General features: G+C 54.2%; 18 protein-coding genes, 2 pseudogenes and 1 riboswitch. Of the genes and pseudogenes, 3 read left to right on the forward strand and 17 right to left on the reverse strand.

The genetic code is table 11. From position 1 onward, the window contains the following. Positions 1 to 45: 45 nt before the first annotated feature. A pseudogene (locus QSJ10_RS11485) lies at positions 46 to 1,622 on the reverse strand (AMP-binding protein); the annotation flags it as partial. 81 nt (positions 1,623 to 1,703) lie between these two features. On the opposite strand from QSJ10_RS11485, the gene QSJ10_RS11490 reads away from it, so the two are divergent. Continuing rightward, positions 1,704 to 2,726 carry an IS1595-like element ISBsm2 family transposase gene (locus tag QSJ10_RS11490; RefSeq protein WP_053532397.1) on the forward strand — a complete coding sequence of 341 codons (1,023 nt, stop codon included), beginning with the start codon at positions 1,704 to 1,706 and terminating at the stop codon, positions 2,724 to 2,726. Positions 2,727 to 3,090: 364 nt separating this feature from the next. On the opposite strand, the gene QSJ10_RS11495 is transcribed toward QSJ10_RS11490, so the two are convergent. The 8 genes from QSJ10_RS11495 to zapA form a co-directional block, all read right to left on the reverse strand. Beyond that, positions 3,091 to 3,969, reverse strand: a complete 879-nt coding sequence (locus QSJ10_RS11495) for an IS982-like element ISGsp1 family transposase (RefSeq protein WP_047818946.1) — start codon at positions 3,967 to 3,969, stop codon at positions 3,091 to 3,093. Between the two features lie 86 nt (positions 3,970 to 4,055). Continuing rightward, positions 4,056 to 4,271: a hypothetical protein gene (locus QSJ10_RS11500; protein ID WP_053532752.1), complete on the reverse strand. Its 216-nt coding sequence runs from the start codon at positions 4,269 to 4,271 to the stop codon at positions 4,056 to 4,058. A 77-nt stretch (positions 4,272 to 4,348) separates the two neighbouring features. Then, on the reverse strand, positions 4,349 to 4,513 hold the full coding sequence (locus tag QSJ10_RS11505) for a hypothetical protein (protein ID WP_162839634.1): 165 nt from the start codon (positions 4,511 to 4,513) through the stop codon (positions 4,349 to 4,351). A 14-nt stretch (positions 4,514 to 4,527) separates the two neighbouring features. Beyond that, the gene (locus QSJ10_RS11510; protein WP_033010786.1) at positions 4,528 to 4,935 is read right to left on the reverse strand and encodes a DUF350 domain-containing protein; all 408 of its coding nucleotides are present in this window, start codon (positions 4,933 to 4,935) and stop codon (positions 4,528 to 4,530) included. A 14-nt stretch (positions 4,936 to 4,949) separates the two neighbouring features. Next, positions 4,950 to 7,304 carry an endonuclease MutS2 gene (locus tag QSJ10_RS11515; protein ID WP_328198502.1) on the reverse strand — a complete coding sequence of 785 codons (2,355 nt, stop codon included), beginning with the start codon at positions 7,302 to 7,304 and terminating at the stop codon, positions 4,950 to 4,952. Positions 7,305 to 7,324: 20 nt separating this feature from the next. Next, a complete protein-coding gene (polX, locus tag QSJ10_RS11520; protein WP_053532754.1) occupies positions 7,325 to 9,049 on the reverse strand; it encodes a DNA polymerase/3'-5' exonuclease PolX in 1,725 nt (574 codons plus the stop codon). Positions 9,050 to 9,091: 42 nt separating this feature from the next. Continuing rightward, on the reverse strand, positions 9,092 to 9,628 hold the full coding sequence (locus QSJ10_RS11525) for a CvpA family protein (protein WP_053532755.1): 537 nt from the start codon (positions 9,626 to 9,628) through the stop codon (positions 9,092 to 9,094). After that, positions 9,621 to 9,896, reverse strand: coding sequence for a cell division protein ZapA (zapA, locus tag QSJ10_RS11530; protein WP_014196491.1), 276 nt, complete (start codon positions 9,894 to 9,896; stop codon positions 9,621 to 9,623). Before zapA ends, QSJ10_RS11525 begins: the two co-directional genes overlap by 8 nt. A 112-nt stretch (positions 9,897 to 10,008) precedes the next feature. On the opposite strand from zapA, the gene rnhC reads away from it, so the two are divergent. Further along, positions 10,009 to 10,941, forward strand: coding sequence for a ribonuclease HIII (gene rnhC / locus QSJ10_RS11535; RefSeq protein ID WP_053532756.1), 933 nt, complete (start codon positions 10,009 to 10,011; stop codon positions 10,939 to 10,941). 142 nt (positions 10,942 to 11,083) lie between these two features. Here rnhC and QSJ10_RS11540 read toward each other — a convergent pair whose 3' ends face one another. From QSJ10_RS11540 to modA, 6 genes and pseudogenes are all read right to left on the reverse strand, one after another. Further along, positions 11,084 to 11,749: a type 1 glutamine amidotransferase domain-containing protein gene (locus QSJ10_RS11540; RefSeq protein ID WP_033014377.1), complete on the reverse strand. Its 666-nt coding sequence runs from the start codon at positions 11,747 to 11,749 to the stop codon at positions 11,084 to 11,086. A gap of 228 nt (positions 11,750 to 11,977) precedes the next feature. After that, positions 11,978 to 12,685, reverse strand: a pseudogene (locus tag QSJ10_RS11545) (MMPL family transporter); the annotation flags it as partial. Positions 12,686 to 12,895: 210 nt separating this feature from the next. After that, positions 12,896 to 13,129 (reverse strand): contact-dependent growth inhibition system immunity protein, encoded by a 234-nt coding sequence (locus tag QSJ10_RS11550; RefSeq protein WP_230847145.1) that lies wholly within the window; start codon positions 13,127 to 13,129, stop codon positions 12,896 to 12,898. 91 nt (positions 13,130 to 13,220) lie between these two features. After that, the gene (gene crcB / locus QSJ10_RS11555; protein WP_033006429.1) at positions 13,221 to 13,571 is read right to left on the reverse strand and encodes a fluoride efflux transporter CrcB; all 351 of its coding nucleotides are present in this window, start codon (positions 13,569 to 13,571) and stop codon (positions 13,221 to 13,223) included. Next, positions 13,571 to 13,960 (reverse strand): fluoride efflux transporter FluC, encoded by a 390-nt coding sequence (locus QSJ10_RS11560; protein ID WP_053532739.1) that lies wholly within the window; start codon positions 13,958 to 13,960, stop codon positions 13,571 to 13,573. The genes crcB and QSJ10_RS11560 overlap by 1 nt, the downstream gene beginning before the upstream one ends. A 46-nt stretch (positions 13,961 to 14,006) precedes the next feature. After that, positions 14,007 to 14,069: riboswitch (Fluoride riboswitch) on the reverse strand. A 150-nt stretch (positions 14,070 to 14,219) separates the two neighbouring features. Next, positions 14,220 to 15,011, reverse strand: a complete 792-nt coding sequence (gene modA, locus QSJ10_RS11565) for a molybdate ABC transporter substrate-binding protein (RefSeq protein WP_033014387.1) — start codon at positions 15,009 to 15,011, stop codon at positions 14,220 to 14,222. Between the two features lie 125 nt (positions 15,012 to 15,136). Here modA and QSJ10_RS11570 point away from each other — a divergent pair, with 125 nt between their 5' ends. Continuing rightward, entirely contained in the window at positions 15,137 to 16,060 is a 924-nt protein-coding gene (locus QSJ10_RS11570) for a substrate-binding domain-containing protein (RefSeq protein WP_033010799.1), read from the forward strand. 111 nt (positions 16,061 to 16,171) lie between these two features. On the opposite strand, the gene pheT is transcribed toward QSJ10_RS11570, so the two are convergent. Further along, positions 16,172 to 18,586 carry a phenylalanine--tRNA ligase subunit beta gene (gene pheT / locus QSJ10_RS11575; protein ID WP_049626573.1) on the reverse strand — a complete coding sequence of 805 codons (2,415 nt, stop codon included), beginning with the start codon at positions 18,584 to 18,586 and terminating at the stop codon, positions 16,172 to 16,174. Positions 18,587 to 18,607: 21 nt separating this feature from the next. After that, positions 18,608 to 19,642 carry a phenylalanine--tRNA ligase subunit alpha gene (pheS, locus tag QSJ10_RS11580; protein ID WP_033014393.1) on the reverse strand — a complete coding sequence of 345 codons (1,035 nt, stop codon included), beginning with the start codon at positions 19,640 to 19,642 and terminating at the stop codon, positions 18,608 to 18,610. Positions 19,643 to 19,645: the final 3 nt, after the last annotated feature.

The following is a 19,645-nucleotide window of genomic DNA, read 5'->3' on the forward strand; positions in this document are numbered from 1 at the left end:
TCATTCTCCTTTGCTTCCGATCCCCATCTTCAAGTGAATGAATCATCATTCATATTCCCATTTTACGAATTGTTCCGACGATTTGTCAAGTCTTATTTTTTTCTTGCTCTGCGAGAACACGGCGCAAAATTTTGCCGACCGCCGTCTTCGGCAATTCGCTGCGGAACTCGTACAGGCGCGACACTTTGTAAGCAGCCAGGCGCTGGCGCATAAACGCGTCAAGCTCCTGTTCGCTGCACATCTCCCCGGCTTTAACACGACGAACGCTTTCACCGTCTCGCCGCGGTACGGATCCGGAACGCCGATCACGGCCGCTTCCTGCACTTTCGGGTGCTCATACAGCGCTTCTTCGACTTCGCGCGGGTAAATAACCGCCGGCGATAATGACATCTTTCTTGCGGTCGACGATATAAAAATACCCACGCTCATCCATATAGCCAATGTCGCCGGTGTACAGCCATCCGTCGCGCAGCACTTGCTCAGTCTCCTCCGGCTGGTTCCAGTAGCCTTTCATCACTTGCGGCCCGCGCACGACGAGTTCTCCACGCTCGCCGGGCTTTGCTTCCTCACCCGTTTCCAAGGAAACAATTTTCGCGTCCGTATCCGGCCGCGGAACACCGATGCTTCCTTTCACCCGCTCCCCGTCCCAAAGGAAGTTGCTATGGGTGACAGGGGATGCCTCGGTCAACCCGTATCCTTCAATCAATTTTCCGCCCGTCACCTGTTCAAACTGCTCCTGCACCTCAACCGGTAGCGGAGCGGATCCGCTGATGCAGACGTTGATCGAAGATAAATCATATTTCAGCAAATCCGGATGGTTCAACAAAGCGATGTACATCGTCGGTGCGCCTGGGAACATCGTCGGCCGGGTGCGCTCGATTGCTTTTAATGTTTGCTTGACATCAAAGCGCGGGAACAGCACCATTTTGCTCGCCATCATCACGGACAAATTCATCACCGTCGTCCTGCCGTACACGTGGAAAAACGGAAGCACACCGAGCACCGTTTCTTTTCCTTTTTCGCATTTATACACCCAATGGGCGCACATGAGCGTATTGGCGATCAAGTTGCGATGCGTCAACATGGCCGCTTTCGGATGTCCCGTCGTGCCGCCTGTATATTGCAGCAGCGCCACATCTTCCACGGGGTCGATGTCCACCCCGATCGGAGCGGTTTCCTTGCGGCTCATGATCGTACGGAACAGATGAACAGTTTCGCTTTCCGCGATGCGGACAATCGGCATGTTTTGCTTCCATTGCACAAGCGGATACAGCCATTTCTTCACCGTGGGCAAATACTCTTGCATTCTCGTGACAATCCAATGCTTGACCGGCGTCCTCCCTTTCACCTTTTCCGTCTTTGGATACAAAAGATCCATCGTCACGAGCACCGAGGCGCCGCTGTCGTTCAGCTGGTATTCAAGCTCATACTCGGTGTAAAGCGGATTCGTCTGCACGACGATGCCGCCCGCTAGGAGCGTCCCGTAGTAGCTGATCACCGCCTGCGGGCAGTTTGGCAGCATCACCGCCACCCGGTCTCCTTTTTTGAACACCAAGGCGGCGCAAAAAGTGGGCGAATGTGAGCGCCTGTTCATACACTTGGCGGAACGTCATCGTCTTTCCGAAAGGCTATTTTCGTATAGATTGTTGCTATATAGGACATTATGTACAATAGAGTCATAAAAGGTAGAAAGGGTGTTCCGTATGGCAATGGCTTGGCACGATGTTTACCAAGACTTCTATACACTTCCAAAGAAAGAACAGTTGGAATTATTTAGAGCCATTAAAAAGGACTTGTTTCCAGAGCCAAAATCCGACATTTCAAAAATGGTCAGAGAGGTTCGTGAAACTCGCTTTTCTAAAGGATTAGCGTGTGTTCACTGTGGAAGTATGTCCGTTAAACGTAATGGGAGATATCGTTCTCGCCAACGGTATCTATGTAAAGATTGTGGGAAGTCATTCAACGATATGACAGGTAGCCCATTGTCAGGAACAAGATACCCTCATAAATGGCTGAAATACTTTGAGATGATGGTGAAAGGCTACACATTGCCAAAGATAGCGGAAGAACTTCATATTCACATTTCAACTGCCTTTTATTGGCGACACAAAATTCTATATGCGATTCGTTCTCTTGGTCATCCAACACTAAAGGGAATCGTGGAAAGCGATGAAACTTACTTTTTAGAAAGTGAAAAAGGCAAAAAGTTCATCGCTCACAGAAAGGCTCGTAAACGTGGCGGTGTAGCCAAAAAACGTGGCATTTCTGAAGAACAAATTTGTGTGGTAGTTGCACACGATAGAAACGGACAAATCCTTTCCCAAATGGTAGGAAGAGGTCGTGTTACGGCTATGGAAATTGATGAGGTGTTAGGAAAACATATTGACACCTCTGCTTTGCTATGCACAGATACAGCAACCAACTATAAAAAATTCGCTACGATGAAGGAATTACAACACGAAGCCATTAATGTTCGCAAAGGTGTCTATACAAAGAAAGGAATTTACCATATTCAACACGTCAACGGGTATCATACTCGTTTGAAAAAGTGGATGGATAGGTTTCAAGGTGTAGCAACGAAATACCTTGATAACTACTTATTCTGGCATCGTTTTCTTGAATTGAATAAGAAGATACCGAAAAAAGAACAAGCGAAAGAAATGTTCCTTGCCTCTTGCCAACAAGTAAATTTTACAACTGTTGAAACAATTAGAAGGAGTGCATAAATCAATCCCCTCCTAAGGCATTGACCTTGTAATTACTTCAATGACTAACGTAAGAACACCTAAAACGATGGTCATTAAAGTTGAACTGAATAATACTTTTCTACTGACAACAGTAAATTTTTGGTTTTTAATGAACTTTCGATAAGCAAAATAGACGAAAATACCCAATATAATTGAGAAAATCCAACTTATTAAGCCCACTTGTGTAACCAATTTTCGCCAATCGAAAACCCAAAAGTATAGAATGGCGAAATGAATGGCTACTAAGGGTATCGTTATGATTACCGATATTAACCTTAACATAATCATCACTCCCAGATTTATTATACCATTATTTTTAAAAACCCGTGGTGCTAGTTGAGCGTCAGCGCTCAACTAGCCCTAGTGTGACCAGGGAATACGCCAACAAGATGCCATCGAGTGCCACTTCAAACCCGGTAATGGAATTCGCTCGAATGTCGGTGATCCGGTATTGGTCTACGAGAATCGAAAACACCGTCTCGATGACTTTGCGTTTTTTCCTGATCCATTCTTCCCATGCCTTGGATGGGCCGTGCTTTTGATTGTGTCGAGACGGTGTCCAGAACGCGGCTTGGTGTTCTTCGTACAGCTTTTCTCGAAGAGCGTGGCTGATGTACCCTTTGTCCCCAAAGTTGTAGGGATGAGGGATTTGAGTCATCACCGTTTCAGCGGCTTTGACGTCGTGGCAGGACGCTTCCGTCACGACATAGCCCATGGCCAGCCCTTGATTGGTCACTTGAAGATGCAGCTTGAAACCGTAGTACCATTGCTTTTTGGAAGCACAATACCCCATATCCGCGATCCCTCGAAATCGCTTGACGCGCTGCATTCTTGCGGGATGGCACAACGGAAGAGGCAAGCTGTCGACGACCGCATAAGCATGGTGTTGGCCACGTTTCGCCAGCTCATGACGGATCCATTTGATGGCGAAACCAAGCGCCCGGCAGCGGCGGTTGTATCGGGAGCGTTCAAGAAACGAGCCGTTTGTGAACAAATTTCCCGTGACAAAACGATGCCAGGCTCGTTCGGAAGAAAAGCCCAGCAGCTTCCCCAAAAGGTGAACCGCCATGACCACTTCGTCTTCTTGCTTGACCAAGTGACGGTTGCGGCGATGAAGATACATTTGAATCAACGACAGTTGGGCAGAAACAAAACAGAAAATAGCGGCATATTGTTTTTGAAGTTTGGCTGGATCTGTAGTAAAATGAAAGTGCTCTTGCATGGGGGATCTCTCCTTTCGAATGTTGGGTGACACTTTCATTCTACTGGAGATCCGCCAGCAAGGGCTATTTTTATGCTTGATCAAGTTTATCTAGCACCACGGGTTTTTAAAAAAATTTGGTAAACATTTATTGAGGTTATTAGCAACAATTTTTTAGAAAAGAGCCTTCCGAAAAAATCGATGGCGTCTTTGTCGCCATATTGTTCCGCCGTCTCCCACAAATAGTCGGAAATCGTTTTCTTTGGATAGTCGAGCGTAGCAGGAATGGACGGCGGATAATGAGCGAGCCACGGTTTTTCCATATGCATCCCTCCTTGTTTCTATTTTATTTCACTTTTTGTAATTTTTCATCAAAAAAACGCCTCGCCTGAGCGAGACGTCACCAAAACCAGTACACCAAACCAATGAAGAAAAAGCACGCGCAAATGACAAACAAGATTTTCGCCAGCACATCGACCGATCGGTTGCGCACCGCCATATACGCGATGCCGGCGATCAAAAACAGCCCGACCGCAATCAACAACCATTTGACTACTGCGTTCATTCGGTTGTTCCCCTTTACTGAATCCCTTCGCCGATGACAAACGACAAACCGACGGAAATGACCATCGAGATAAAGCCGACCGCCCGGTTGTCGTTGGCGATTTCATCATCGATGTTAAACTTCGGCGTCAAAAATTCATAAATAAAATACGCAGCGAGCAGAAGCAAAAACCCGTACACGCCCCAGCCGACCATCGACAACAGCGACTCATGGTGGGCGAGCGCGTAACGAAAAATATTGGCAATGCCAAAAATCTTTCCGCCGGTTGCCATCGCCACTGCCATATTGCCTTTTTGAATTTCTTCCCAGTTTTTATACTTCGTGACGAGTTCAAACACGGCCAAAAACACCACGATGCACAGCACGGCGACGCTGAAATTGGCAGCGGTTCTCACCATTTCGTGCTCCCAAAACGGCGCCATCATTCTCGCCCCCATCATTTCAGTTCCACGACCGTCACCCCGGTCCCGCCTTCATTCGCCTCACCAAATCGGAAGCTTTTGACCGCCCTGTGCTGCTTTAAAAACTGCTGCACCCCTTGACGGAGCGCGCCTGTCCCTTTGCCGTGGATGATGGAGACGCGCGCATATCCGGCGAGCACGGCGTCATCCAAGTATTTCTCAAGCCGAAGGAGCGCGTCTTCGTACCGTTCGCCGCGCAAATCAAGCTCAAGGCTCACATGGGCGTCCTTGCCTTTCACGGTCGCAATCGGCGTCACGTCGTTCACCGGCGCGCTGCCGATGTATTCTAAGTCACGCTCGTGAATTTTCATTTTCAAAATGCCGAGCTGCACTTGCCATTCATCGTCCGACACTTTTTCGATCAAGTAGCCTTTTTGGTTGAGGCTCGTCACCTTCACTTCATCACCCGGCTGGAATACATGGCGCGGCGCCTGTTTTTTTGCTCTTTTCCGTTTCTCGACTTTCGGCACGGCGGCGGCGAGCCGCTGTTTTGCCTCGGCGAGCTCATGTTCTTTCACTTCCGCCTGCTTTTCTTTTTGCAGGCGGCGCAGTTCATGGATCACCCGCTCGGCTTCGCGCTCGGCGGCGCGGATGATGTCCGTTGCCTGCTTCGCCGCTTCAGCCAGCCTCTCTTCTTTTTCCTCTTCGAGCGCTTCGAGCTTTTGCTCCCACTCGGCGCGCAGCCGCTCCGCTTCCTCCAACGCCGCGCGCGCCCGTGCTTCGTCTTCCTCGGCTTGCTTTTTGCTCCGTTCGAGCGACGCGATCATGTTTTCCACGTTATGGCTTTCCGCGCTCACTTGCGCTTTCGCCCGCTCGATAATCCGCTCATCCAACCCCAAGCGGCGTGAGATGTCAAAGGCGTTGCTGCGGCCGGGAATGCCGATCAATAGTTTATACGTCGGACGGAGCGTTTCGGTGTCAAATTCAACGCTCGCGTTCACCACCCCGGGGCGGTTGTAGCCGTACGCTTTCAATTCGGGATAATGCGTCGTCGCCACCGTCCGCGCCCCGCGCCCGTGCACTTCATCCAAGATGGCGATGGCAAGCGCCGCCCCTTCCTGCGGGTCGGTGCCTGCTCCGAGCTCATCAAACAGCACAAGGCTTTGGCCATCGACATGGCGCAAAATGTCGACAATATTGACCATATGGGACGAGAACGTGCTCAAGCTTTGTTCGATCGACTGCTCGTCGCCGATATCCGCGTACACTGCGCGGAACACCGCCGCTTCCGATCCGTCGGCCGCCGGGATAAACAGCCCCGCTTGCGCCATTAATGTCAACAAGCCGACCGTTTTTAACGTCACCGTTTTCCCGCCGGTGTTTGGGCCTGTTATGACGATCGTCGTATAATCGCCGCCGAGTTCAATGTCATTCGGCACCGCCTTTTCTTGATCAAGCAGCGGATGGCGGGCCTGCACAAAGCGAAGATAGCCTCGGTTATTGACCGCTGGCTTCGCGGCTTGCAGCCGGCGGGCGTATTTCGCCTTGGCAAACGCAAAATCGAGCGCCGCAAGCGACTCAACCGCCCGCGCAAGCGGTTCAGCCTGCTCAGCGACTTTTGCCGACAGTTCGCGCAAAATGCGTTCGATTTCTTGCTTTTCTTTCGCCCGCGCTTCGCGGAGTGCGTTGTTCAACTCGACGACCGCCTGCGGCTCGATAAACAGCGTCGCCCCGGACGCCGACTGGTCGTGGACGATGCCGCCATAGGCACTGCGATACTCTTGTTTCACCGGAATGACATAGCGGTCGTTGCGGATCGTAATGATGGCGTCCGACAGCCGCTTTTGCGCCGACGGCGAGCGAATGATGCTCTCAAGCTTCTCGCGGATGCGCGCTTCCACTGACCGAATTTGCCCGCGGAGCGAACGGAGGCGGTCGCTTGCGGCATCCAATACCTCGCCATGGTCGTCGATCGAACGGCGAATGTCATGCTCAAGCGCCGGCACCTCCACGAGCTCATCGGCATAAATGGACAGACGATCCAATCCCCCGTGCTCTTCATGCAGATCCATAATCAGCCGTTTCATCTGCCGGCTTGCGGTCAAGGTGGATGCCGTTTCCACGAGTTCTTGCGGACTGAGCACGCCGCCGATCGACGCCCGTTTCAAATGAGGGCGAATGTTGACAACTCCGTCAAGCGGCGCATAGCCAGCAAGTCGCAAAACAGCGGCCGCTTCATCCGTTTCCTCAAGCCAAGCGGCCATCTCCTCCAAATCGGATGACGGCATGAGCGCCTCGATTTTTTCCAAACCGAGCGGCGAGGACGCATGCTCAGCCAACTGCTCTTTCACTTTATCGAACTCCAAGGTGTGAAGCACTTTTCGTTGCACGTATCTGACCCCCAGCTCATTCATTTCGTTCGTTTGTCGCGCAAAAACTGCCGCAGCTTGTCAAGCGGCCATGTGTTGATGACCGTTTCGTTCTTGATCCAGCCTTTCCTTGCCGTCGCCACGCCAATAGCCATATCATCAAGCATGTCCAAATGGTGGGCGTCCGTGTTAATGGCAATATACGCCCCCGCTTCCTCGGCTTTTTTCACGTAAGCTGCCGACAAATCGAGACGGCTCGGGTTGGCGTTTAACTCAAGCACCGTGTTCGTCTCGGCCGCGAGTTTCATGAGCCGATCGAGATCGACGTCATAACCGCCGCGCTGGCCGATGAGCCTTCCGGTCGGATGGGCGATGACATCGACGTACGGATTGCGAAACGCCGCCTCGAGCCGCTTCATGATCGCCTCGCGCGGCTGTTTGAACGCAGAGTGAATGGCGGCGATGACAAAATCCAGCTCCTTGAGCACGTCATCATCGTAATCGAGCGTCCCGTCCGGCAAAATATCCATCTCAATGCCGGCGAGGATGGTAAAATCCGAATAGCGCGCGTTCAGCCGTTCGATTTCCTCGCGCTGGCGCCGCAATCGATCCGGCGTCAAACCGTTGGCGACTTTCAAAAATTGCGAATGGTCGGTGATGGCCATATACCGATAGCCGAGGCGGCGGCACGCCTCAACGAGCTCCTCAAGCGAACACGCCCCGTCGCTCCATGCCGAATGCATATGCAAATCGCCTTGAATGTCTTCAAGGCGGACAAGCGGATATCGATCCGAATAGCGCTCGATTTCCGTGCCGTCTTCACGCAGCTCCGGGGGAATGTGCGGCAGCCCGAAATGGGCGTAAAACGCCGCTTCATCCGGGAACGTTTTCACCTTGCCAGTCGCTTCGTCTTCCACGCCGTATTCGCTGATTTTCTCCCCGCGCTCTTTGGCGAGCTGGCGCATGCGCACGTTATGCTCCTTCGATCCGGTGAAATGATGGAGCGCGGTCGCAAACTGCGCCCCGCTAACCAGCCGGAAGTCGACGGCCACATCGTCGTCATAGCGAAGCAGAAGCGACACTTTCGTTTCCCCAGCAGCGATGACCTCGCGGACACGCTCAAAACGAAGAAGCCCGTCGCGCACCGCAGCCGGACGGTCGGTGGCGATGACATAATCCAAATCTTTCACCGTTTCGTTTACGCGACGCAAACTGCCGGCCCGCGAGAAGCGGATCACGCCATCAAGACAAGCAAGCTGGCGTTCCACATCCGCCGCGGCGGCGAGCACCCGAGCGAGCGGCAGCCGCTCAGGGCGTTTGCCCGCCTCCTCAATCGCCGCCAACAACTTTTCCTCCGTTTTCGCGCCAAAACCAGGAAGCTCCCGCACTTTTCCCACCAGACACGCTTCTTTCAATCCATCCATATCGACAATACCGAGCTCTTGATGCAGCTTGGCGATTTTTTTGCCGCCAAGCCCCGGGATCTTAAGCAAGGAAAGAAGCGTTTCCGGAATATCGCGCTTTAATTCCTCGAGCACCGATGATGAACCGGTTTCGACAAACTCGGTGATGATCGCCGCCGTGCTTTTGCCGATGCCGGGAATGGCGGTGAAGTCGCCGATTTCCGCGAGGCTCCGCTCATCCGTTTCCAAGGCGTTCGCCGCTTTGCGGAAGGCGTTGACCTTAAATGGATTTTCTCCTTTGATCTCCATATACAGTGCGATCGTTTCAAGCAGGCGGATGACTTCTTTTTTATGGACGCTCATCCCCATTTCCTCCCTTTCCCGCAAAACCGCGGCCACGCCCGGTCAGACGCGGCCATGAATCCACCAATGATTAAGCATGTCCGACAACACCGGCGTATGTTTCACAATCACGGTCGCCATAAGCGAACGCTGCAGCTGCTCCTGCACGCTGTCAATCGGCACGAGCGCCCCGATATACAACAGCAAAAAGACGAGCAAATACACTTCCGCAAACCCGAGCGCCGCCCCCGCCAGGCGGTTGACGCTTCGCAAGAGCGGCAGTTGGGCGACGAAATCAAGCATCGAGCCGATTTGCAGGACGATTTTCACAGCAAAAAACAAAAGCGCAAAGGAAATCGCCCGATAATAGGCATCGTCCAAATGCGTGCTCTGAAACAGCAGCTTCATCGTCTCCGGGTCTCCGAACGTCGGATACGGAATCCAAAGGCGCAATGTCGGCACAAACCGTTCATAATAGCGATAGGCGACGAAAAAGGCGATGAGAAACCCGGCCATATGAATGAATTGAAGGATAAAGCCGCGCTTCAGCCCGATCATCGCCCCCATCAACAGGACAAATAGCAGCACGACATCAATCATCCTGTTTCCCGTCCTTTTCCTGTTTCAGCTGTTCCGCCAGCCGTTGATATTGTTCTTTCAGTTTGAGATACTCACTGGCGATGTTGACGGCTGTCAACACGGCCAGCTTCGGCACATCAAGAAGCGGATTTTTCTCGCTGAATTCATGCATTTTATCATCAACGAACGCCGCCACGAGCCGGATGTGGGCCGGGCTTTCCGCGCCGACGATCGTGTAGTCTTGTCCATAGATGCGGACGCTCACTCGCGTTTTTGGCTGTTCTGTCAAGCTTTCTCCCCCATTTCGCCAAATCCTACTGTTTATCATATCATGAACGCTGGTATAATGGAAAGAAGCGACACATAGCAACGATAGAGAAGATTAAAGGAGCGATCGAACGTTGTCAAACTATGTGATTCAAGCCGACCAACAGCTGCTTGACGCCTTGCGCGCCCACTATGAAGGCGCCTTGTCCGACCGGCTTCCGGCTGGAGCGTTGTTTGCCGTCAAACGCCCGGATGTCGTGATCACCGCCTACCGCTCAGGCAAAGTGCTGTTTCAAGGGAAAGCGGCGGAGCAAGAAGCAGCGAAATGGATATCAGGGGCGAGCGCCTCAAACGAAACAGCTGACCACCAGCCGTCCGCTTTGGCAGCTCATCAACTCGGGTCTCTTTCCGCCATCGGTTCCGATGAAGTCGGCACCGGCGATTATTTCGGCCCGATCGTCGTCGCCGCCGCCTACGTGGATCGGCCGCATATCGCCAAAATCGCGGCGCTTGGCGTGAAAGATTCGAAACAATTGAACGATGAAGCGATCAAACGGATCGCACCAGCCATCATGGAAACCGTGCCGCATGCGGTCACCGTGCTGGATAACCCCCAATACAACCGCTGGCAGCGAAGCGGCATGCCGCAGACGAAAATGAAGGCGCTCCTTCACAACCGGACGCTCGTGAAACTCGTTGACGCCATCGCGCCCGCCGAACCAGAAGCAATCATCATCGACGAATTTTTAAAACGGGATTCGTATTTCCGTTACCTTTCCGATGAAGATCGCATTATCCGCGAGCGGGTGCACTGCCTTCCCAAGGCGGAAAGTGTCCACGTATCAGTCGCCGCCGCCTCGATCATCGCCCGCTATGTGTTTTTAGAGGAGATGGAGCAATTATCCCGCGCCGTCGGCCTTTTGCTCCCGAAAGGTGCCGGCGCCATCGTTGACGAAGCCGCCGCCCGGATCATCCGCGCGCGGGGGGAAGAGATGCTCGAGACGTGCGCCAAGCTTCATTTCGCCAATACGAAAAAGGCGCTTGCCATCGCCAAGCGCCGGAAGTGAAGGAGTGGGATTGATGAACAATGATGTTTGTTTGAGTTTATCTAGCACCACGGGTAATATGTGTGTCCCTGCATCTCGTCATGAAGAAAGGGTGCCCCGTTCTCTTGGGACACCCCTTTGCCGCACATTCAGCCTTTATCGCTCACGCCTGCTCTTCCAGCGCGGCGACGACTTTTTCCGCCGTGCTTCGGCTTGATTGCGGATTTTGCCCGGTGATCAAGTTACCGTCGCGCACCGAGAAATCGGTCCATTTCTCGCCGTGGACGAAATTTGCACCGCGCAGGCGCAGCGTCGACTCGAGCAAAAACGGCATATGCACATCAAGCCCGACTTCACGCTCTTCTTCATCCGTAAATGACGTGACCGTTTTTCCTTTCACAATCGGCGTGCCGTCTTTGTATGTGGCGTTCACCAGCCCTGACGGACCGTGGCAGACAGCGGCGATGATGCGCCCGTCTTCGGCAAACTGCTGCAAGACGTATTGCAGCGTTTCATTGTCGGGAAAATCGAACATCGTCCCGTGTCCACCGGGAAGGAAAATGGCGTCAAACCCGTGTGCATCAGCCTTGCTTAAACGTGTTGTGTTCTTCAGCACTGCTTCCGCCTCCGACCAAGACGGGTCTTTTTCATTGATGCTGCGCGGGTCAAGCGGCACCTCGCCGCCTTGAATGCTCGCCACTTTCACGTCATACCCTTTTTCTTTAAATACCAAATACGGTACGGCAAACTCCTCAAGCCAAAGCCCGGTTTTATGGTCGTCGGTGATCGTCGTATGGTTCGTCACCACCATGAGCACTCGTTTCGTCATGCCCGCATTCCTCCTTTAGGTTTTAGCATGTTCTCTACCATTCATCATACTTTACATTGGGCAAAAGCGGAAAAAATATGCTTGTGAAATGGAAAAGGAATGAATCGCTGGCGGACGATCAAGCAACGAGCACCTATATTTCGTTGATGAGGAGAGGCGGCATCGTGCCAGCTCTCCTGAAAAAGAACGCCGCCCCCAGCATGCGGGGAGCGGCGTTGACTCGCCTTCCTAACTGATTTTTTGTTGTTCCAGACCATCCACTTCGCTCACTGGCTGCCGAAACGGCCACCAGTTCGCGCGGCCGAACGTGCGGACCATGACCGGCACAAACAGCGGCAGAACGACGAGGGCGTAAAGGAGAAGCCCCGTCAGCACAATCGTTGCGATTTGCAAGAGCGACAAGACACCGGACGGATACATCGCGGCGAACGTTCCGCCTAAAATGACGGCGGCCGAGATGATGACCGTCCCCATATGGCCCATCGCCGACAGCATCGCTTCCTTCACCGGCCAGCCGCGGTATTCGTTGAACCGATCCATGAGGAAGATGCTGTAGTCGATGCCAAGCGCCAACAGCAACACAAAGGCGAAGAACGACACCGCCCAGTTCAAGCCGGCATAGCCGAGGCCGTTGACGAAAATGAGTTCGGTGACGGCCATCGATGTGTAATACGTCAGGACGAGCGACAAGATCAAATAGAGCGGCATGATAAGCGAACGAAGGAGCGCTGCGAGCACGATGGCGATGCCGATCAACATCAGCACGGCCGTCCGTTTATAGCCGGCGTTTGAGATCGCCTGCAAATCGGCGTACGTGCTGGTGACGCCGCCGACAGCGATCGTCGCGTCTTCCCACTTCGTCCCTTTCACCGCCCGCTCAGCGGCGGTGTGAATGTCATCCACACGACTGAGCGCCGATGTCGAATACGGATTTTCTTGTGAACTACCCACCACCTACGCTTCGCTTAGAGGTGGGGGCTTCAAGCGACTTGTGTGTGTTCGCTGAACGGTAAGCTGCATACAAGAACCCTTTACGCTTCCCTTCGTTCCGAAGGTGTCCGTTCTAGCCATATTCTATCATATTCGTTGGCTAACGCCAACCGAAATTCATCTCCCACTTTCACTGGTGCTGGCGCACCTTCACGTTTAGAAGTAGGAGACTTCTTTCCGAGGGAAGTTAAAGGTTTCCTTGTCGGCTTGGGCGACGACTGTTCGCAAATCAACCAACTCTCTCCGCAATGCGTTGACCAAACATTTCGGTTCATAATCGCGAAAATCGCGAACCCGACCATCAAACTCATCATCGATCGATTGGTTATAGTAGCCATCGCTAAAGTATCGCAATGTCTTGAATCTCTCTTCCACTCTTGCCCTCGCCATTCTAGTCTCCTCCCCTGGCTCAACAAATCGCAATCTCTTTTCTCTCCCCCCCCCCCGATCAGAAATCAAGCCCGTTTTTCATTGCCGCTCATCACCGCCCCACGCGATAGCCAAGCCACGCCAGCCACACGCCACACGAATACGTAGCCGCCAAATAAACGACCACCTTCGCCCATTGGCGCTGCTGCATCATTTGCACACTTTCCCATTTCAACGTCGAAAACGTCGTGAACGCGCCCATGAAGCCGGTGCCGACAAGCAGCTTCGTCGCATCGGCGGCGCCGCTTCCGGCGAGCCAGCCAAGCAAAAAGGACCCAAGCAAGTTGACAATGAGCGTCCCTATGGGAAAACGCGGCGAACGCCGAGCCGCCCAGCGGCTGACGGCATAACGGCAGATGGCGCCAAAAAAACCCCCCATCATCACCAATAGCGGTGCGGTCATCATGCTATTTCCTCCTTTCGCTTTGGATGGGCGGCAACATATCCCGCCCATGCGGCGGCTAGGCCGCCGAACAGGCTGGCGGCGATATACACGGCCGCCATGCCAAAGCGCCCTTGTTCCATCCATTCCACACATTCGACGCTGAGCGTCGAAAACGTCGTATACGAGCCGATGAACCCGGTCGTCGCCGCTGTTTTCAGCCACGGCGGCCAAGACGGGCGGCGGGTGAACACCACCGTAAGCCAGCTGAGCAAAAACGAGCCGGTCCAGTTCACCAAAAGCGTTCCGAGCGGAACTCCTCCCAACCAGGCATCGGGCACGACAAGACCAACGACATAGCGGACAAGCGCGCCGATCATGCCGGCTGCGCCGACGGCGAGATAGACCAATAACCATCCCTCCTTCGTAAAATAAACAGACTCCTGCCGCTTTTCATTTGTAGCAGGAGTCATCAGCCGGAAGCCGGCGGTTATGGCGAACTCCATCGCCTATAACGTTTTCTTGTTTGTTATTTTACCATAATGTCCCCTTCCCGTGTGAAGGACAGCAAACAGGCGGCATTTTGCCAAAAAAAAGGCTGATTGTGCTAGGCTTCTCTAGTTGAGAAAAGACAGGATTCAGCGGTATTTTTACTCGCCCACCAGTCTTCTAGCGGGCGCGGCGAAATCCGTGCTCTTCGAACATTTGCAGCGCTGGACCGTTTGTCAAATACGAGTAAAACTGTTGCGCCTCCTTGAGATGTTTGCTCGTCTTGACGACACCAAGCGGATAGACGATCGGGTCGTGCATGCCGCTTGGCACTGCAGCGACGATATTGACGTTCTCCGAGGCAAGCGCGTTCGTCCGGTACACAAATCCGGCGTCGACGTTGCCGGTTTCCACATACGTCAACACTTGGCGAACGTCTTTCGCGTACACGAGCTTCGGTGCCACCTTCTCCCACAGCCCCGCCTTCTCCAACGTTTGTTTCGCGTACATGCCGGCCGGAACCGATTCGGGGATGCCGATGGCGATCCGTTTGGCGCGGATGATGTCATCGAGCGACTGAACCGCTCCTTCCCCTTGTTTTGGCGCAATGAGGACGAGTTCGTTCGCCAGCACTGTTTTTTCGTGTTTGGAATCGATCAACCCTTCTGCTTTCAATTTTTCAAACGGCTCAGCGGCCGCCGAAAAGAAAAGATCGACCGGCGCCCCTTCGGAAATTTGCTTTTGCAACGCGCCCGACGCACCGAAATTGTATTGGATGCGGATGTTCGGATGCTTTCGTTCAAACGCCGTTTTCGCTTCTTCCAGCGCTTCTTGCAGACTAGCGGCGGCGGAGACGGTGAGCTCCACTTTATCCGCCGATTTCGTTTGCCCCTTCCCCTCTTTTGATCCGCTGTCGCAGCCATACAAGCCGAACAGCAAGAGCAATACGGCAAGCCATGCGATTTTTCGCATCTGTCTCCCCCTTATCTTTTTATATGTAATGATATCTAATTATAAATAATAATAAGTAGTTAGGAAAGAAAAATTTTTTCCCCATGCGTTCTTTGCGCTACAATGAAAGAAAGGAGGATGGCATGATGACGGAGCCGCAGTCATACACGATTGAAGAAATCGCTTCCTTATTAAAAGTGTCCAAACTAACGGTGTACGATTTAGTGAAAAAAGGGAAGCTGCCCGCCTTTCGCGTCGGGCGGCAAATGCGGATTACCGCGGATGATCTTCGCCGGTACATCGACGGGCAAAAAGGGGAGACAAGCCCCGTTTCTTCCGCCGTTTCACGGCCGGTCGAAGCCGCCGTTCGCCCCATCATCATCAGCGGCCAAGATGCGGCGCTCGATTTGCTTGGCGTCCATCTGGAAAAAAACGGCCCTTATCAATCGCTCCGCACCTACACGAGCAGCCTCAATGGGCTGATCGCCCTGTATAAAGGGCAATGCGACATCGTCAGCGTGCATTTGTTTGACGGGCAGACAGGCGAGTACAACCGTCCGTATGTGGAAAAGCTGTTGACAGGCCATGCGTACATCATGGTGAACGTCATGCGCCGGCCGATTGGATTTTATGTGTCAAAAGGCAATCCTCGCAGCATTCAAACGTGGCGCGACTTAGGAAGGAGCGACGTCGTGATCGTCAATCGGGAGAAAGGGGCCGGGGCGCGCGTCCTGTTAGATGAACAGCTGCGCCTGCATGGATTGTCGCCGTCCGCCATTCGCGGCTATGAACGCGAGGAAACAAGCCATTTGAGCGTCGCCTCCGCGGTGGCGTCAGGTCTCGCCGATGTCGGCATCGGCACGGAAAAGGTGGCGCGAATGGCCGGCGTCGAGTTCATTCCGCTAATGAACGAACAGTATGATGTCGTCATGCTGCGGACGCCGGAGAATGAATCGCTCATCGCTTCCGTGCTCGACGTGCTCCGCTCCGATTCGTTCCGCGCCGAACTCGAAGCGCTCGGCGGGTACGATGTGTCGCAAACCGGGCGCATTATAGCTGAACGCGGCTGACAGGGCATCCACCTTTGTTAGCATCTTTCGTTTTCTGAATCTGTTTGAAAACGAGCTCTCATCAAAAAAAGCTGTTCCAAAAGCCCATCGCTTTCGGAACAGCTTTTCGTTTTACCCGCGCAACACGGCGCCAAATTGCTGCTCGACCGCCGCCAATACCCGCTCATAGACGGCCGTGACTTCTTCATCCGTGAGCGTCCGCTCCGGATCATAGAAGCGGAGCGAGAAGGCGAGCGATTTTTTCCCGGCCGGCAGGCGCTCGCCTTGGTAGACGTCAAAGAGGGAGACGTCTTTCAACAGCGGTTTCCCGGCTTCGGCGATCGCCTGCTTCAAGGCGCCGGCTTCGACCATTTCGTCAACGACCAAGGCGATGTCGCGCACGACCGACGGGAAGCGCGGAATCGGCTCGTAGCGGATCGCTTCGCTTTCGGCGTTCAACAGATCGGTCAAGGCGAGCTCGAACACGTACGTTTCTTTTAAATCGTACTCTTTTTGCACGGCCGGATGGAGCTGGCCGACAAAGCCGATCACCTTGCCGTCAAGCGCAATCTCCGCCGTCCGTCCCGGATGCAAGTCGGCGCGCTTGGCCGGCTTGTACTCGATGCGGGCGGCGAGTCCAAACAAGTCGAACAAGCCGTCCAAAATGCCTTTGGCAACGTAAAAATCAACGGCCTTTTTCTCTCCTTGCCATAAATGGGCGTGCCATAAGCCGGTGAGAACGCCGGCGAGGCGCTCTTTTTCCGCTGGTTGGACGCCTTTTCCTTTGGACAAGTAGACAGAGCCGATTTCGTACAAGGCGACGTTCTCGACTTGGCGGGCGCGGTTGTAGCTCGCCGCTTCAAGCAGATGCGGAATTAAGCTTTGCCGCAAAACGCTCCGCTCTTCGCTCATCGGCAGCGCCAAGCGGACCAATTCGGCCGTCTCAAGCGCAAAGCGCGCCGCTTTGTCCGGGCTCGTGAGCGAATACGTGATGGCTTGGAACAAGCCCGCCCCTTCCAAATAGCGGCGGACGCGGCGGCGCTTCGCCTGATGCGGCGTGAGTCCGCCCGGCTTCGCCTCCGCCACCGGCAGCGTCGCCGGCAGACGGTCGTAGCCATACAGGCGCGCCACTTCCTCGATGATGTCTTCTTCAATCGCAATGTCGCGCCGACGCGACGGGACATCGATCGTAAACGTTCCGTTGTCTTCTGTGAACGGAAATTGCAAATTCGAAAGAATCACGGCCACTTCCTCTTTCGACATCGCCGTGCCGAGGACACCGTTGATGCGTTCGAGCGTGACCGTCACCGCCACCGGCTCCTCACGCCACACGCTCGCTTCCACGACGCCGCCGACGACCTCGCCGCCGGCGTATTCGGCCATCAGGGCGGCGGCGCGCTCGAGTGCTTCTTTCGTCCGCGCCGGATCGATGCCTTTTTCAAACCGAGTGCTCGCTTCGCTGCGCAGCCCGTGGTCTTTTACCGCCTGGCGGATGACCGGGCTTGTAAAGTACGCCGCTTCAATAAACACGGTTTTCGTGTCATCGCGCACTTCCGAATTCGCCCCGCCCATCACCCCGGCTAAGGCGACCGGCTCGCGGCCGTTCGTGATGACAAGGTGGTCTTCGGTCAGCTTCCGTTCGACATCATCGAGCGTGACAATCGTTTCGCCTGCCTTTGCGCGGCGGACGACAATTTCCTGCGAACCGAGGCGGTCGTAGTCAAACGCATGAAGCGGTTGGCCATACTCAAGCAAAATGTAGTTCGTAATGTCGACGACGTTGTTGTGCGGGCGAATGCCGGCTGCCATCAAGCGCGCTTGCATCCAAAGCGGCGACGGGCCGATCCGGACGTTTTTCACGATCCGCCCGGCGTACAGCGGGTTGTCTTCCGGCGCCTCGACGCGGACGGAAATGTAGTCGTGAACGTTTTCGTTCGTTTCTTTGACCGCCGCTTTCGGCAGCTTTACTTCACGTCCGAGAATGGCCGCGACTTCATAGGCGACGCCGATCATGCTTAAACAGTCGGCGCGGTTGGGCGTCAAAGACAGTTCGAGCACTTCATCGTGCAAGCCGAGCCATTCCAGTGCATCGGCGCCGACCGGCGCATCGCTCGGAAAGACGAAAATGCCGTCTGCATACTCTTTCGGCACGATTTTCGTTTCGACGCCGAGCTCTTGGAGCGAACAAATCATTCCGTTCGATTCTTCCCCGCGCAGCTTCGCCCGTTTGATTTTGAAATTGCCCGGCAGCACCGCCCCGACTTTGGCGACGGCGACCTTTTGCCCTTTGGCGACGTTCGGGGCGCCGCAAATGATTTGCACCGGCTCGCCTTCGCCAAGGTCAACGAGGCATTTCCGCAGTTTATCCGCGTTCGGGTGCGGCTCGCACTCGAGCACATGGCCGATGACGACGCCGTTCATCCCGCGGTCGAGCGCCTCAACCCGCTCGACTTCAATGCCGCTTTTCGTGATGCGATCAGCGAGTTCCGCGGCGGTGACCCCCGTCAAATCGACGTACTCGCTCAGCCAACGGTAAGACACGAGCATGGAAAACCCCTCCTTTTTCTGTTACACACGCAAAAATTGCCGCAAGAAACGTAGATCGTTTTGATAGAAATGACGGATGTCGTCAATGCCGTACTTCAGCATCGCGATCCGCTCCGGCCCCATGCCGAACGCAAAGCCGGTGTACGTTTTCGAATCAAAGCCGGCCATCTCAAGCACGTTCGGATGCACCATGCCGGCTCCTAAAATTTCGATCCAGCCGGTGCCTTTGCAGACGCCGCAGCCCCGCCCTTCGCATCGGAAGCAGGACACATCGACTTCGACCGACGGCTCGGTGAACGGGAAAAAGCTCGGCCGGAAGCGGATGTCGCGCCCTTCCCCGAACAGCTTGCGGGCAAATTCGCGCAGCGTCCCTTTCAAATCGCTCATCCGGATGTTCCGGTCCACAACCAATCCTTCAATTTGCGTAAACTGGTGCGAATGCGTCGCATCGTCCGTATCGCGGCGGTACACTTTGCCCGGACAAATGATTTTCACCGGGCCGCGCCCGCGGTGTTTTTCCATCGTCCGCGCCTGCATCGGCGATGTGTGGGTGCGAAGCAAAATCTCCTCCGTGATGTAAAACGAATCTTGCATATCGCGGGCCGGGTGGCCTTTTGGCAAATTGAGCGCCTCAAAGTTGTAATAGTCGGTCTCGATTTCCGGCCCTTCGGCGACCGTATAGCCCATGCCGATAAACAAATCTTCAATTTCTTCAATGACGCGTGTCAGCGGATGGGGATTGCCAAGACTCACAGGTCGTCCCGGCAGCGTCACATCGATCGCTTCGGCGGCCAGCTTCCGCTCGACTTCCTCCTGTTCCAGTTTCGCTTGTTTCGCCTCGAGCGCCTGCTGAATCGCCGCTCTCACTTCATTGGCCAGCGCGCCGAGTTTCGGGCGCTCTTCCGGCGGCAATGCCCCCATGCCGCGCAGCACTTCGGTGATCGGCCCTTTTTTGCCCAAGTAAGCGACGCGCACGTCATTCAGTGCTTTGACGTCTTTCGCCTCATCGATTCGGCGAAGCGCTTCTTGCTTCAGCTCGTACAGCCGTTCTTTCACTTG

It is taken from the genome of Geobacillus stearothermophilus ATCC 12980, assembly GCF_030369615.1.
Lineage (GTDB): Bacteria > Bacillota > Bacilli > Bacillales > Anoxybacillaceae > Geobacillus > Geobacillus stearothermophilus.